Below are 14,747 nucleotides of genomic sequence, written 5' to 3' on the forward strand. Positions count from 1 at the left end.
GATAATTTATCCACAGCTTGTGGAAAACCTTATCCACAACTGCTTTGAATTTGAGTTTATTTACAGAAGGTTGCTTTTTTGAGCGAATTAGATTGAATTAACCATGACAGATGTGGATAACTTGGTTAGAATGGCGACCCCTTCACCTACAGGGTAGGGGTAAATAGTCTTTTTTGAATTTAAAATTGAATGAAGGGGTTTCACATGCTTTGGACGGACTGCTTAACTCGCTTGCGACAAGAGCTCTCTGATAATGTCTTTGCCATGTGGATTCGTCCTTTGGTTGCAGAAGAAGTCGAAGATACTTTAAAACTGTATGCACCCAATCCATATTGGACTCGCTACATTCAAGAACATCATTTAGAACTGATTTCTATTTTGGCAGAACAATTATCTGAAGGTCGTATTCGCAAAGTCGAAATTTTAGTCGACTCGCGTCCTGGTGCAATTCTTTCTGCTGCTGAACAGCCTGCTACCACAACGGCGGCGCTTGAAAGTTCTCCGATGCCTACACAGCATATCAAAGCCAAAAAAGACAAAGAATATGAAGTTGTTTCTGCTAAAAACGTCAAGAAACGACAACTTAACCCATTATTTAACTTTGCTTTATTTGTTGAAGGTCGTTCAAACCAAATGGCGGCTGAAACTTGCCGCAAAGTTTTAACACAACTCGGTGAATCTCAACATAATCCACTCTTTTTATACGGCCCTACAGGCTTAGGTAAAACGCATTTAATGCAAGCTGTTGGTAATGCATTATTACAGGCAAAGCCAAATGCGCGTGTGATGTATATGACTGCAGAAAGCTTTGTCCAAGACTTTGTCAGCTCTTTGCAAAAAGGCAAGGTTGAAGAATTTAAAAAGAATTGCCGTTCTTTAGATTTATTGTTGGTTGATGATATTCATTTGTTGGCGGGTAAAGAAGCCAGTCTTGTTGAATTTTTCTATACATTCAATGCTTTATTGGATGAATCCAAACAAATTATTTTAACATCTGACCGTTATCCAAAAGAATTAACCGAATTGGATCCGCGTTTAGTCTCGCGCTTTTCATGGGGATTATCGGTTGGGGTTGAACCACCAGATATTGAAACACGAATCGAAATTTTGCTGAAAAAAGCCGAAAGCAGTGGCATCGATCTGCCTCGAAATTGCGCTTTATTTATTGCACAACAAGTTGTTGCCAATGTGCGAGAGCTTGAAGGCGCTTTAAACAAAGTTGTGGCAATCTCACGCTTTAAGGGTTCTGCAATTGATCTAGAAGTAGTTCGTGAATCATTGAAAGATGTTTTGGCGATTCGTGCCCGTACCATCAGTACTGAAAATATTCAACGCGTAGTGAGTGAATACTTCCGTATTCCATTGAAAGAATTGGTGGGGCCAAAACGTACACGTATTTACGCACGACCACGTCAGTTGGCGATGGGGCTTGCGCGTGAGCTTACTGGAGACAGTTTCCCTGAAATTGGGATGGCTTTTGGCGGTCGTGACCACAGTACGGTCATGCATGCGTGTGAAAAAGTGCAAAGTTTACGCGACGAAGATCCAATTTTTAATGAGGATTATAAAAACCTCATGCGCCTGTTACAAAGTTAAAATTTGTACAAATTATGCGCTTGCAATGCGGCATAAACTGCCGCATAGTACGTCATTAAAAAAAATTTATTACCCACATTTTTGTCATATTTAGTTAGAGGAATTCCACCGTGCGTTTGAAAATCGCGAAAGAGAGCTTACTTAATGTTTTGTCCCATGTGGTTGGAGCAGTTGAACGTCGCCATACTTTAAACATTCTTTCAAACGTGAAAATTCAAGCTACAAATCAAGCCCTTACGATTACAGGATCGGATTTGGAAGTGGAGCTTGTGGCAAGTACAACTCTAGCTGAAGGTGCATGTTTACAAGCAGGGGAAACTACAGTTCCTGCACGTAAGTTGGTCGATATTTGTAAATCTTTACCAGCAGCAGCTTTGATTGATTTGCAGATCACTGAAGATCAACGCTGTATTTTAAAATCTGGAAACAGCCGCTTTGTTTTAGGAACCTTACCTGCTGAAGATTATCCATTGTTAACCAATGAAAATAGCCAAGGCACTCAAGTTCAAGTCACTGAGCGTGAATTAAAACGTTTATTTGAAAAAACTTCATTTGCCATGGCTGTGCAAGATGTACGTTTTTACCTGACAGGTACATTATTGGAAATTGATGAAAATCAATTGCGCGCAGTCACTACCGATGGGCACCGTTTAGCGCTGTGTGAAACATTAGCGTCTTCAACCGCTGCACAATTGGTTCAAGCCATTGTTCCACGTAAAGCAGTCGGTGAGTTACAACGTCTTTTAAGTATCGAAGATGAGCAACTGACCTTGTTAATTGGTCGTGAATTGTTAAATGTTACCATTCAAACCTCGAGCCGCGACAAAGAACAAGGCGATATTACGGTACGTTTCACAACAAAATTAATTGATGGGAAATTCCCTGATTATCGTCGTGTGATTCCACGTGGCGGTGACAAAGTTGTAAATATTCCACATGATGTATTTAAGCAATCCTTACAACGTGTTGCGATTTTAAGTAATGAAAAATTACGTGGTGTATTCTTAAACTTTAATGCTGATTCTTTGCAATTACGTGCCAATAACCCTGAGCAAGATGAAGCGATTGAAGATTTAGCCATTCAATATGCCAATGCGCCGATGGAAATGTCGTTTAATGCGCAATATATTTTAGATGTATTAAGCGTTTTAGATGGTGATGATGTCGCAATGACCATGTCTGAAGCGAATCAGTCGGTATTGGTACAAGATCCAACCCAATCTAATCAAACTTATGTTGTGATGCCGATGCGTGTTTAATTGATTTATTTTTAAATCATAGCCATGCATATTACGCGTTTAAATATACAACGTGTTCGAAACCTCAAGACGGTTGCTCTGCATGAGTTGCAACCGTTTAATGTTTTTTATGGACAAAATGGTTCAGGTAAAACCTCGATTTTAGAAGCCATTCATTTATTGGCAACTGGTCGATCTTTTCGAACACATATCCCTAAAAATTACATTCAAAATAATCAATCAGACGCCATTGTTTTTGCCCAATCTTTGACTGAAAAAATTGGTATGCAAAAGCTGCAAAGTGGTGAGCAGTTAATTAAAGTCAATGGTGATACTGTTGCAACCCAAGGGCAGCTTGCCAAAATCTTACCGTTGCAACTGATTGACCCATTAAGTACCGATATTATCGATCATGGGGCAAAACCACGTCGCCAATTGTTGGATTGGCTCATGTTTCACGTGGAACCAGATTTCTATCATGCATGGCAATATTATTCACGCGCTTTAAAGCAAAGAAATAGCTTACTTAAAACCAAACGTAATCTGACTTTGCTCGATTTAGAGCCATGGAACAAAATGCTCAGTGATTATGGTGAAATGTTACATTCTCAACGGGTCGAGATTGTTGAGCAATGGAAGCTATATTTGCAAGAAGATTTGGCGCAGTTGCTACCCGATTTAAAGATTGAAATGGAATACAGTGCAGGGTTCCATGTGGAACATGGTTTGGCCAATGACCTGATTCAATATCACCAAAAAGATGTTGATCGACGTTATACCGAGTATGGACCGCATCGTGCAGATATCAGATTAAAAACCCCATTAGGCGAAGCGGATGTGGTACTGTCTAGAGGGCAGAAAAAGTTATTGATAATGGCTTTAAAACTATCACAAATTGCCATGTTACATGCCTGTAATAAAGAAACTGTGGTATTATTAGATGATGTGACAGCAGAATTAGATTTAAGCGCACAACAACGTTTAATTGAGCGATTGAGCCAACTTGGTAGTCAAGTTTTTATTACCACACTAGACCATGAATCAGTAAAAAAACATTTACATGATTTGTCTATTTCCTACCAGTTATTCAATGTTGACCAAGGTCAGGTAAGTGTTGTTGCAACATGATTTTAGATTTTAGCCAATTTTGGAAAGACCTATTTTTCACTAGGGAGAAACCATGAGTTCAGAAGATCAAATAGCTTCTCAAACAGAACCAACCATTGAAAAGGCTTATGATTCCTCTAGTATCAAAGTATTACGTGGTCTAGATGCAGTTCGTAAACGCCCAGGTATGTATATTGGTGATACTGATGATGGTTCAGGCTTACACCATATGGTATTTGAGGTCGTCGATAACGCGATTGATGAAGCTTTAGCTGGTCATTGTGATGAAATTTTAGTGACGATTCATGAAGATGAGTCAGTCAGCGTTGCAGATAATGGACGTGGTATTCCAACCGATATTCACCCGGAAGAAGGTGTCTCTGCTGCAGAAGTAATTCTTACGATCCTGCACGCAGGTGGTAAGTTTGATGATAATAGCTATAAAGTTTCAGGCGGTTTGCACGGTGTAGGTGTATCTGTAGTTAATGCACTTTCAAGCAAACTTGAACTTACGATTCATCGTGCTGGTCATATTCATCAACAAGAATATAAACATGGTGATCCGGTTTATCCGTTAAAAATTGTGGGTGATGTTGAAACCACAGGGACCATTGTTCGTTTCTGGCCAAGTACTGAAACGTTTAGCCAAACGATTTTTAATGTCGATATTTTGGCACGTCGCTTACGTGAACTTTCATTCTTGAACGCGGGTGTTCGTATTGTCCTACGTGATGAACGTGTTGCCTTAGAACATGTCTTCGATTACGAAGGTGGTTTATCTGAGTTTGTAAAATATATCAACCAAGGTAAAACCCATCTCAATGAAATCTTCCATTTCACCACTCAAGCTGAAAATGGCATAGGTGTTGAAGTTGCTTTGCAATGGAATGATACCTATCAAGAGAATGTTCGTTGCTTTACCAACAATATTCCACAAAAAGATGGTGGAACGCATTTAGCTGGTTTCCGTGCAGCGTTGACACGTGGCTTAAACAGCTACATGGAAAATGAAAACTTACTCAAAAAAGAGAAAGTTGCGGTCACTGGTGATGATGCGCGTGAAGGCTTAACAGCAATTGTTTCAGTTAAAGTGCCTGATCCTAAATTCTCATCACAAACCAAAGAAAAATTGGTGTCGAGTGAAGTTAAACCTGCTGTCGAGCAGGCAATGAACAAAGCCTTTTCTGAGTATTTATTAGAAAATCCTCAGGCCGCAAAGTCTATTGCAGGCAAGATCATTGATGCTGCACGTGCGCGTGATGCTGCGCGTAAAGCACGTGAAATGACACGTCGTAAGAGTGCGCTTGATATTGCCGGTCTTCCAGGTAAGTTGGCAGACTGTCAGGAAAAGGATCCAGCACTTTCAGAATTATACTTAGTCGAGGGTGACTCTGCGGGCGGTTCTGCAAAACAAGGCCGTAACCGTAAAATGCAAGCCATTCTTCCGCTCAAAGGTAAAATCCTGAATGTGGAACGTGCACGCTTCGATAAGATGATTTCATCTCAGGAAGTGGGTACGCTGATTACTGCATTAGGATGTGGTATTGGTCGTGAAGAATATAACCCAGACAAGTTGCGTTATCATAAAATCATTATCATGACCGATGCTGACGTGGATGGTTCACACATTCGTACCCTGCTTTTGACTTTCTTCTTCCGTCAAATGCCAGAACTTGTGGAACGTGGTTATATTTATATTGCACAACCACCACTGTATAAACTGAAAAAAGGTAAGCAAGAGCAGTACATTAAAGACAATGATGCTTTAGAAACTTATTTGATTTCAAATGCGATTGATGAACTTGAATTACGTGTCAATGCTGAAGCGCCTGCAATTCGTGGCGTAGCATTAGAGAAAGTGATTGCTGATTATCAAACCTCCCAAAAGAGTTTGCAGCGTTTAACCGTACGTTATCCTGCGACCTTGCTGGATGGTTTATTAAGTCTTGAGCATTTTAAACTTGATCAAAATCATGACCAAGATTATGTACAACAATGGGGTGAGAAACTTCGTGCTGCGATTGAAACAACGCAACCAAGTTTACGTCCAGTGTTGAGCTTGGAGTCGTTTGATAAAGAAACTGCTGATGGGCTTAAAACGACGATTTATTTCCCGCGTATAACGATTTATGTGCACAATTTACCGCATAGCTATTTATTAGATGCGGGTTTATTGGCATCGGGCGAATATAAGCGTTTATTGCAAAACTCGAAGAGCTGGTTCACCTTGTTAGAAGAAGGTGCTTATCTGCAAAAAGGCGAACGTAAAATCAACGTTTCGACTTTCCATCAGGTTTGGCAACACATTTTGACAGATTCACGTCGCGGCATGATGATCCAACGTTATAAAGGTTTGGGTGAGATGAATGCTGAACAGCTTTGGGAAACCACAATGGATCCTGAAAACCGTAATATGCTGCAAGTGACCATTGATGATGCGATTGAAGCCGATCGTATGTTTGCATGTTTAATGGGCGATGATGTAGAACCACGTCGTGCGTTCATTGAAGAAAATGCATTAAATGCAGATATTGATGCTTAATTAAACGCATTTTAATCAATAAAAGGGAATAAACCTCGGTTTATTCCCTTTTTTATATCCGCTATTTTAATTTTGATAGTGCTGCTGCTTCTATTTAAAACAAAAAACCAGCTTATCAAAGCTGGTTTTTTGTAGGCTTTAGCTTATTTCAGCTAAAGTATTATTCACCACCTAGCGTACATTCAAAGTTGGCTTTATCTACTGAACAACGCGCTTTTTTCAACACAGACATCATACCTGCATCATAAATACCTTGTTTAGTCAGTTCTAAACGGCCATCACGCATTAGCTTTTGGTATTTCAGCTTATCTTCAGCAGTTAAATTCATTTTGTATTTTGCTGGAATAGTCGCTTCTAGGCGATTAATCATAGCAAAGCTTTTTGGCAAGTTTTTCACAAAATAATCACGAGATTTTTGACCAAAACCTGCAGGGAATTTTTCAGGACGGATGACAAAGTCAGCAGTTACTTGTAATACAGGGAAGTTAAACATTGCCCCATTTGCACCTAAACCTTTTTGAATTTCAAGTGGTTTGTAGGCATAAGCTGGTGCACCGACCATATCAACTTGACCATTGTTGAATTTTGCAACAAAGTTGGTGATATCTGAAGGAACTGCTTGCGCACCAACACGTTGTACCAGAATTTTTTGAGCGCTGTCATAGCTTAACACAGCAAACTTTTTACCAGCTGCTTTTTCAATCGAGTTGATATTTTTATCACGTACAAAAATAAATGCTGAACCAAGTGGTGCAATACCAGCAACTTCGTATTTTTTACCACCCAAGGTTGTGGTCATTTTTGCAGCATTACGCGCATCTAAGGCAAAAGTAATGGCTTTTTGTGCAATCGCATTACTTGGCACACCACCAATAGAGTCGATTGAACCCACAAATTTATTGTATTGACGCGCACGCATTGCAGTCATAAATACGCCATCGCATTTGCCTGCTTTAAAGTCGTTATCTGCAACAGCCTCATCTTGTTTTGGAATGAGATTAATATCAGCGCCCCAACTTTTTGCTGATAATGCCCATTCTTGTGCCATTTGAAATGATTCACCTGACTTACCTAATAAGTCAAATACGCAGACATCTGTCGCAGCTTGAGATGCTGAACTAAATCCAACGATTGAAGTTGCAGCAATAGCGAATGCAATTTTTTTCATATTTTCGTCCTTATCTATTTATCCATCTTTAGGAACTTTTCCATAAGCGCAATATTAATCAGCTTTGTTTGAAAAAAATAGAGCATTTACTCCATTTATTATTTTTTTTTTGACAATTATTGTGAATTAGCGACTGAACTTCATTTCATCGACAATCTTTTTATAAGTAAATCAGTTTTTTAAGTCTGAGTTATGCTTTTTCATTACAAATTGTTCGAAATTCATGATCTATGTAATTTTAAATAATTTTGCTGAAATCAAAAAAAATTAGATGAATGTTCATTATAAAAAGCGACGAACGGTTAAATTTTGCACTTGAATTTTGTTCTATTATTAACCAAAATAATGTTGATAAGTATGTGGGTAACTTTGCAATTAAGCCTAAATTCGATCAACACTGACTGATTTAATCACATATAAAACTTCAAAATCATTAAAAAATGCTCTCAAAGAATGAGTCAAAAGAACTGTTTTAAAATTTTAACTTATCCACAAGCAATTGATAAAAAATATTTTTAAGTTCAAATGAATTGTCTTTTTTAAAGCCTTTTTCGCTATTATTTAGGTGTGCTAATATGTTCCACGGTGGAAATTACCTATTATAAATAAAAGTTATGATTGCATTTTGTCGATTTAAAGATGCTTTTAGGCTTGGACGTGGCTGTTGGATGTGGCTTGGAGGTTAAATAAAATAAGCTTATGATTTTTATTGGATTATTGTATTAAAAAGCCTTCTTTTTGATCTGCGGGAATATAGAGTAATGCGAAACAATACCTGAGCGTGTTTGCATAGCGTGGCTATGTATTGAATTACTGATGATTTATGAGAGGAGGTATAGAACTTTAAATTTTGTTAAGGCGATGAAGTTGTGTTTAAAACCTTAAATAAAATATTTTTTATTGTTTAAATTGTTGATTTTTAATTATATTTTATTAAAAAGCTAGAAAAGGCATTTGCCTATTTCTAGCTAATTTGAGGGGCTTACTGTCTTTAAAAGCACTTTTTAATTAAAAGCGCCTTTTAATCGAAAGAGCTTTCTAATGTTTCTAGTTCCATCATCAGTTCAAGCATTTTTTCTTCAGCTTGTTCTAATTTTACTTTTAACTCTGTCTGTTCATTCATGAGTTTGAGTAAATCATCTTTACGGTTTGCCTCATAAAGGGCTGAGTCTGCAAGTAATGCTTCAATTTCTGAAAGTCTAGCTTGAATTTTTCCAATTTGGCTTTCAATTTTCTCGATATTTTTACGAATAGGACGGCTCAGTTCACGTTGACGAGCAGCTTCTTTACGTTGTGCTTCTTTATCGAGTTTTGAAATACTTGGCTTTTCAACCACCTGAGATTGAACAGGTGCACTAGGCTGTTGTCCATTCTTGATCATATCGATACGTGCTTGACGTAACCACGTTGCATAATCTTGTAAATCTCCGTCAAATTCCTTGCTTTGACCTGCATGAACCAAAATCAGTTCATCACAGACTGAAGCGATCAGCTGACGTTCATGGGAAACTAAAACCACAGCACCTTCAAAATCCTGTAAAGCCATCGTAAGTGCATGGCGCATATCTAAATCTAAATGGTTAGTCGGTTCGTCGAGAATTAAAACATTTGGACGCAACCAGACGATTAAAGCCAAAGCCAAACGCGCACGTTCACCGCCAGAGAAGCTTTCGCTTGGAGTGTCCATACGTTCACCACTAAAGCCAAAACTTCCTAAAAAGGAGCGTAATGCTGCTTCACTGATCTTTGGGTCAGCAATGCGAGAAAGTTGTAACATCGGGCTGGCATTGCCATCTAAAGCATCCATTTGGTGCTGGGCAAAATAACCAATGTTGAGTAACTCAGAATCTTTACGTAAACCTTGAATTAGCGGTAAATCACCGACTAAAGATTTAATTAGAGTCGATTTACCTGCACCATTCATTCCCAGTAAACCGATACGACTGCTTGGTGTAATCTGTAAATTTACATTGGTGACAATTAATTTATCGCCATAGCCAATATCTGCATGTTCGAGTGTGAGCAGCGGTGAACTCATTTTGCTTGGTTCACGGAAACTAAAGGTAAATGGATTATCGACATGCGCAGGGGCAAGCTCTTGCATACGTTCAAGTTGTTTAATACGGCTTTGCGCTTGTCGTGCTTTAGTCGCTTTGGCTTTAAAACGGTCAATAAATTTTTGTAAGTGTGCTTTAGCTTCTTGTTGCTTTTCAAACGCTTGCTGTTGTTGTGCTAATCGCTCAGCACGTGTGGTTTCAAAAGTAGAGTAGTTGCCGGTATATAAAGTCAGTACTTGATTTTCGATATGTAAAATATGATCTGTGATTGCATCTAAGAAATCGCGGTCATGTGAAATTAAAATGAGCGTGCCTTCATATGCCTTGAGCCAATCTTCTAACCATAAAATTGCATCTAAATCTAAATGGTTGGTCGGTTCATCGAGTAATAGTAAGTCTGAGCGACTCATCAGGGTGCGAGCAAGATTTAAACGCATCCGCCACCCACCAGAGAAACTTGAAACCAAGAGTTCTGATTGATGCTCAAAAAAACCTAAACCGGCCATCAGTTGAGATGCTTTAGATGCAGCGGTATAGCCATGAATTTCTTCAAAACGGCTATATAAATGCGCTAACTCATCATTACTCAAATCTTCAGAATGGTTTAGTTTGTCTTGGATCAGCCAATATTCTTCATCGCCAGATAACACAAAATCAATAGCTTTCATATCTAAGGCTTTGATTTCCTGAGCCATATGGGCGACGGTCCATATATTTGGACGGGTTAAGCTACCGCTGTCTGACTCCATTCCACCCAAAAGTGCTGAGAACAATGTGGATTTACCCGCACCATTTACACCTGTTAAACCAATTTTCCAACCAGGATGAAGTTGCATAGACGCTTTTTGGAATAAAATGCGTCCACCACGGCGAATTGAAAGTTGGTCTAACTGAATCATAGGAAACTGACTATTGAATATCGGATGCGGTATAGTAAAGGATAAATGGTAGAGTTCAAAAAATGTATTTGATAAAAGAAGTGACAAAATGTCTTTTCTTGAGTGAAATGCACAATAAATTGGGTAAATAGGACCAATTCAAAAAACAAACAATGCTTTATTGTGAATGCTTCAATGAAAAAATGCGCATATCTCCCAAACCAGCAGCAATAGTTAGAATATTTTAATTATAAAACCACTCAATAAACAATCGCTCAATCAAATCAGATCAGCCACTTATTTTTATCAGAATTTTGCGTTGAATTGTTATTTCATCTAAAAGTTGGTTAAAAAACTAACACAAAATATCCAATTTATGTAGAATTAATCACAGTATCACTTAAAAATGTGTAGTTAAAGTAAAAGACTCGGATTGCTTTTACATCTACAAGGATAAATCTATTTATAAAAATATGGACGTTAGATGATGAATAAAATAGGATATTTACCGATTGTTTTTTCAGTTTTTTTTTCACCTCTGCTACAGGCAAAACAAAATGTGTGTGTGTTTGATTTACTGGGTAAGGCGGGTGAATCTTATAAACTCATGGAAGAATGGGCTTTAGCAGCCAAAGCATGGGGCGCTGATATTAATTTAACGATGTATCAGTCAGAAGAAGCCGTGGATAAAAATTTTAAAACCAATAAATGTGATGCCGCGGCAATGACCACGATGCGTTCACGTGAATACAATAAATTTGGTGGATCTATTGATGCTTTGGGAGGAATTCCCAACAATGAAATTGCCAGAAGAGCGATCAACTATGCCTTGGATAAACGCAATGCAAAAAGATTGGTTTCTGAAAAAAATGGGGTCAAATATGAATTGGCAATGATTACCCCGATTGGTATTGCTTATATCTTTGTTAAAGATCGCGCAATGAATACTTTGGAAAAGGGCAAAGGTAAAAAGTTTGCCTATCTGCATTATGATCTTGCACAAAAGGTTGCCGTTGAGCGTGTAGGGGCAATCGGGGTTCCTTCTGATATTTTTAATTTTGTGAAAAAATTTAATGATGGTGAGGTGGATGCGATTGCTTCACCAGCCTATGCCTATAAACCATTGGAAATTTATAAAGGTTTAGGTAGCAATGGTGCAATGTTTACTTATCCCGTAGTGAATGTGACTGCCGATTTAATTATTAAACCTGAGCAATTTCCAGAAGGTTTTGGTATTAAGTCACGTGAGTGGGCTGTGAAGCAGTTACCAAGTTCATTTAAGAAAATAGAAAAAATGGAAGCTGAAATACCAGCAAAATATAAATTAAATGTGTCCAAGGATGATGCACTCCGTTATCAGAAATTATTGCGAGAAGGGCGGATTGAGTTAACAAAAAGAGGGGTGTACGATCCTGTGATGATGTCGGTACTGAAAAAAGCACGCTGTACGGTAGATCGCACTAACTTTGAATGTTCACTTGCAGGTGAATAAATTTATTCAATAAAAAAAGCCATCAATGTTGATGGCTTTTCTGGTTTTATTGGCTTAAACGGGATTAATCGGTAAAGGTCACTTTTGCAATGGCTTTTTTACTTGCCTGAATGACTAGAGTGACATTTTCTTTCACAGTGAAGTTTGCATCCACAACTTCCCAATCTACTTTTACGGCTCCACGTGAAACAGCATCTTTAGATTGTGCTGAATTTTTGGTTAAGCCTGCGGCACGTAAAATAGACACAATCGAGATTTCTCCATTGTATTCACCACGAGAAATAGTCACTTCAGGCGTACCTTCAGGTAGCTCGCCTTCTGTGATTAAGTTACCCGCACCTTTATGTGCATGTTCAGCAGCTTCTGCGCCATGGAAGCGTTCAACCAACTCAAGTGCAAGAATTTTCTTAATGTCTTGCGGATTACGACCTTCAGCCATTTCTTTGAGAAGAACATCAATTTCGTCCATAGACTTAAAGCTGAGTAATTCAAAATAGCGCTCAATCAAGCTGTCAGGCATAGACAATACTTTTTGGTACATTGCGCCAGGGGCATCAAATACACCAATATAGTTGCCTAAAGACTTCGACATTTTATTAACGCCATCCAATCCTTCTAGGATCGGTACGGTAATACACACTTGAGCTTCTTGATCATAACGACCTTGAAGAGTACGCCCCATGAGTAAGTTAAAAGTCTGGTCTGTACCACCAAGCTCAACATCGGCTTCAAGCGCGATAGAGTCGTAACCTTGAACCAAAGGATATAAAAACTCATGAATAGCAATCGGTTGATGGCTATTATAGCGTTTAGTAAAGTCATCACGTTCGAGCATACGCGCAACAGTTTGCTGCGAAGCCAATTGAATCAAATCCGCAGCGGTTTTTGTTGCAAACCACTCAGAGTTAAAACGAACTTTGGTTTTATTTGGATCAAGAATTTTAAACACTTGTTCTTGATATGTTTTGGCATTTTCTAAAACTTGTTCACGCGATAGCGGTGGACGAGTCGCACTCTTACCTGTTGGGTCACCAATCATGGCGGTATAATCACCAATCAAGAATGTGACATCATGACCAAGATCTTGAAACGCTTTTAATTTGTTAATTAAAACAGTATGACCCAAATGTAAATCTGGGGCAGTTGGATCAAATCCTGCTTTAATTTTTAAAGGACGATTTTCTTTTAGTTTCTTCAGAAGATCTTCTTCAGAAATAATTTCGTGAGTGCCTCGGCGAATGAGGGCAAGTTGTTCTTCAGCCGGCAGGAAATTTGACATTACAAAAACCCAAATACTTCAGTTAGACTATTTGTGCGATATACTAACATTTTTTCAGCATAATGCAGGCGAAGAATATCTCATGACAACAATCTATATTGGCGTAATGACTGGAACCAGCATGGATGGCGTCGATTTTGTTGCTGCTTCATTTGATCCTTTACATATCCATGCCACGCTTACAGTGGCTTTTGATCCTCATTTACGCGATGAATTGATGGCATTGACCTTACCTGATGATAATGAAATCGATCGAATGGGTAAGGCGGATGTCGCTCTTGCAACCATGATTGGCAATGGCATTAACCAACTTATACAAGAAAATAATTTAGATAAAAGCCAAATTAAAGCGATTGGTTGTCATGGACAAACTATTCGGCATCGCCCAGAACACGGGTTTACTTTACAAATTGGTGATCCAAATATTATTACGGAAATTACTCAAATTCCTGTGATTTCAGATTTTCGTCGTCGTGATATGGCGGCAGGTGGGCAGGGTGCTCCTCTAGTTCCAGCGTTTCATCAAGCTTTATTCCAACATTCAACCATTCATCGAGTGATTCTCAATTTAGGGGGGATTGCCAATGTCAGCATGCTGCCTGCTGGTGATGAGCAGAATGTTTATGGTTTTGATACAGGTCCTGCCAATATTCTTATGGATGCGTGGTGTCATCGTTATACTGGGCAACCTTATGACGAAAATGGCAATTGGGCAGCTTATGGTCAACCGATACGTTCATTGTTAGATCGCCTTCAATCAAATGAATACTTCTCTAAAGAACCTCCAAAAAGTACAGGGCGTGAAGACTTTAACTTGGAATGGTTAGATGAGCAGATTTTAGATTGGCGCAATGATTTAGAATATGATGAATTAGAAGATACCCCTGAAAATATTCAGGCAACGTTGATGAAACTCACGACACGTGCCATCAAGAAAGCCATTTATCGTTCGCCTCTAGATACGGGTGAGGTCTATGTTTGCGGTGGAGGTGCTTATAACTCACATCTACTTGAACAACTCCGTTGGCGTCTACGTAAGCACAATTGGTCTGTACAATCGACTTCTGCACTGGGCTTAGCACCGACATGGGTAGAGGCAACTGCATTTGCGTGGCTCGCAATGCGTTTTGACCAACAGTTGAGTGGCAACCTACCTGCTGTTACGGGGGCAAAAGGCTATCGTATCTTAGGCACGATTACGGCAGTTTAAAACTGAAATGATTGCTAAGGTGAGTGATACACCTTAGTAATCAATATTTACACAAGAACAAATGCGCTGTAAAAAAAACAAATGAATGCAACCAGAATAGGATAAATTTTGCTGATCTATAACGACTACTGATTATTGTTCTTTAAAAAGAGAATTCATTTTTTGCTTAGTAGCCTGAGA

General features: G+C 38.8%; 9 protein-coding genes. 6 read left to right on the top strand and 3 right to left on the bottom strand.

The features are described 5' to 3' along the window. Window positions 1-204 precede the first annotated feature (204 nt). From dnaA to gyrB, 4 genes are all read left to right on the top strand, one after another. Window positions 205-1,596: a chromosomal replication initiator protein DnaA gene (dnaA, locus tag AS4_RS00005; RefSeq protein WP_096732407.1), complete on the top strand. Its 1,392-nt coding sequence runs from the start codon at window positions 205-207 to the stop codon at window positions 1,594-1,596. A gap of 110 nt (window positions 1,597-1,706) precedes the next feature. Then, window positions 1,707-2,855 (top strand): DNA polymerase III subunit beta, encoded by a 1,149-nt coding sequence (gene dnaN / locus AS4_RS00010; protein WP_004718933.1) that lies wholly within the window; start codon window positions 1,707-1,709, stop codon window positions 2,853-2,855. Between the two features lie 24 nt (window positions 2,856-2,879). After that, complete coding sequence (gene recF, locus AS4_RS00015) at window positions 2,880-3,962, top strand: DNA replication/repair protein RecF (RefSeq protein ID WP_004718931.1); 1,083 nt, start codon at window positions 2,880-2,882, stop codon at window positions 3,960-3,962. 52 nt (window positions 3,963-4,014) lie between these two features. Next, the gene (gyrB, locus tag AS4_RS00020; RefSeq protein WP_034613335.1) at window positions 4,015-6,483 is read left to right on the top strand and encodes a DNA topoisomerase (ATP-hydrolyzing) subunit B; all 2,469 of its coding nucleotides are present in this window, start codon (window positions 4,015-4,017) and stop codon (window positions 6,481-6,483) included. Window positions 6,484-6,643: 160 nt separating this feature from the next. Here the strand turns inward: gyrB and AS4_RS00025 are convergent, their stop codons facing one another. Further along, window positions 6,644-7,651 (bottom strand): putative solute-binding protein, encoded by a 1,008-nt coding sequence (locus AS4_RS00025; RefSeq protein ID WP_004718925.1) that lies wholly within the window; start codon window positions 7,649-7,651, stop codon window positions 6,644-6,646. 1,021 nt (window positions 7,652-8,672) lie between these two features. Next, window positions 8,673-10,607 (bottom strand): ATP-binding cassette domain-containing protein, encoded by a 1,935-nt coding sequence (locus AS4_RS00030; RefSeq protein ID WP_096732409.1) that lies wholly within the window; start codon window positions 10,605-10,607, stop codon window positions 8,673-8,675. A gap of 463 nt (window positions 10,608-11,070) precedes the next feature. Between AS4_RS00030 and AS4_RS00035 the strand changes: the two genes are divergently transcribed. After that, window positions 11,071-12,078, top strand: a complete 1,008-nt coding sequence (locus tag AS4_RS00035; protein ID WP_096732411.1) for a putative solute-binding protein — start codon at window positions 11,071-11,073, stop codon at window positions 12,076-12,078. A gap of 64 nt (window positions 12,079-12,142) precedes the next feature. On the opposite strand, the gene tyrS is transcribed toward AS4_RS00035, so the two are convergent. Continuing rightward, the gene (gene tyrS, locus AS4_RS00040; protein ID WP_004718921.1) at window positions 12,143-13,357 is read right to left on the bottom strand and encodes a tyrosine--tRNA ligase; all 1,215 of its coding nucleotides are present in this window, start codon (window positions 13,355-13,357) and stop codon (window positions 12,143-12,145) included. A gap of 82 nt (window positions 13,358-13,439) precedes the next feature. Between tyrS and AS4_RS00045 the strand changes: the two genes are divergently transcribed. Beyond that, window positions 13,440-14,567 carry an anhydro-N-acetylmuramic acid kinase gene (locus tag AS4_RS00045; RefSeq protein WP_096732413.1) on the top strand — a complete coding sequence of 376 codons (1,128 nt, stop codon included), beginning with the start codon at window positions 13,440-13,442 and terminating at the stop codon, window positions 14,565-14,567. Window positions 14,568-14,747 lie beyond the last annotated feature (180 nt).

Source organism: Acinetobacter guillouiae (assembly GCF_002370525.2).
GTDB lineage: Bacteria > Pseudomonadota > Gammaproteobacteria > Pseudomonadales > Moraxellaceae > Acinetobacter > Acinetobacter guillouiae.

What these genes read in the sequence shown, in the direction of transcription:
- dnaA (WP_096732407.1), top strand. Translation starts at nt 205, where the DNA reads ATGCTTTGGACGGACTGCTTAACTCGCTTGCGACAAGAGCTCTCTGAT.
- recF (WP_004718931.1), top strand. Translation starts at nt 2,880, where the DNA reads ATGCATATTACGCGTTTAAATATACAACGTGTTCGAAACCTCAAGACG.
- gyrB (WP_034613335.1), top strand. Translation starts at nt 4,015, where the DNA reads ATGAGTTCAGAAGATCAAATAGCTTCTCAAACAGAACCAACCATTGAA.
- AS4_RS00025 (WP_004718925.1), bottom strand. Translation starts at nt 7,651, where the DNA reads ATGAAAAAAATTGCATTCGCTATTGCTGCAACTTCAATCGTTGGATTT.
- AS4_RS00030 (WP_096732409.1), bottom strand. Translation starts at nt 10,607, where the DNA reads ATGATTCAGTTAGACCAACTTTCAATTCGCCGTGGTGGACGCATTTTA.
- AS4_RS00035 (WP_096732411.1), top strand. Translation starts at nt 11,071, where the DNA reads ATGATGAATAAAATAGGATATTTACCGATTGTTTTTTCAGTTTTTTTT.
- tyrS (WP_004718921.1), bottom strand. Translation starts at nt 13,357, where the DNA reads ATGTCAAATTTCCTGCCGGCTGAAGAACAACTTGCCCTCATTCGCCGA.
- AS4_RS00045 (WP_096732413.1), top strand. Translation starts at nt 13,440, where the DNA reads ATGACAACAATCTATATTGGCGTAATGACTGGAACCAGCATGGATGGC.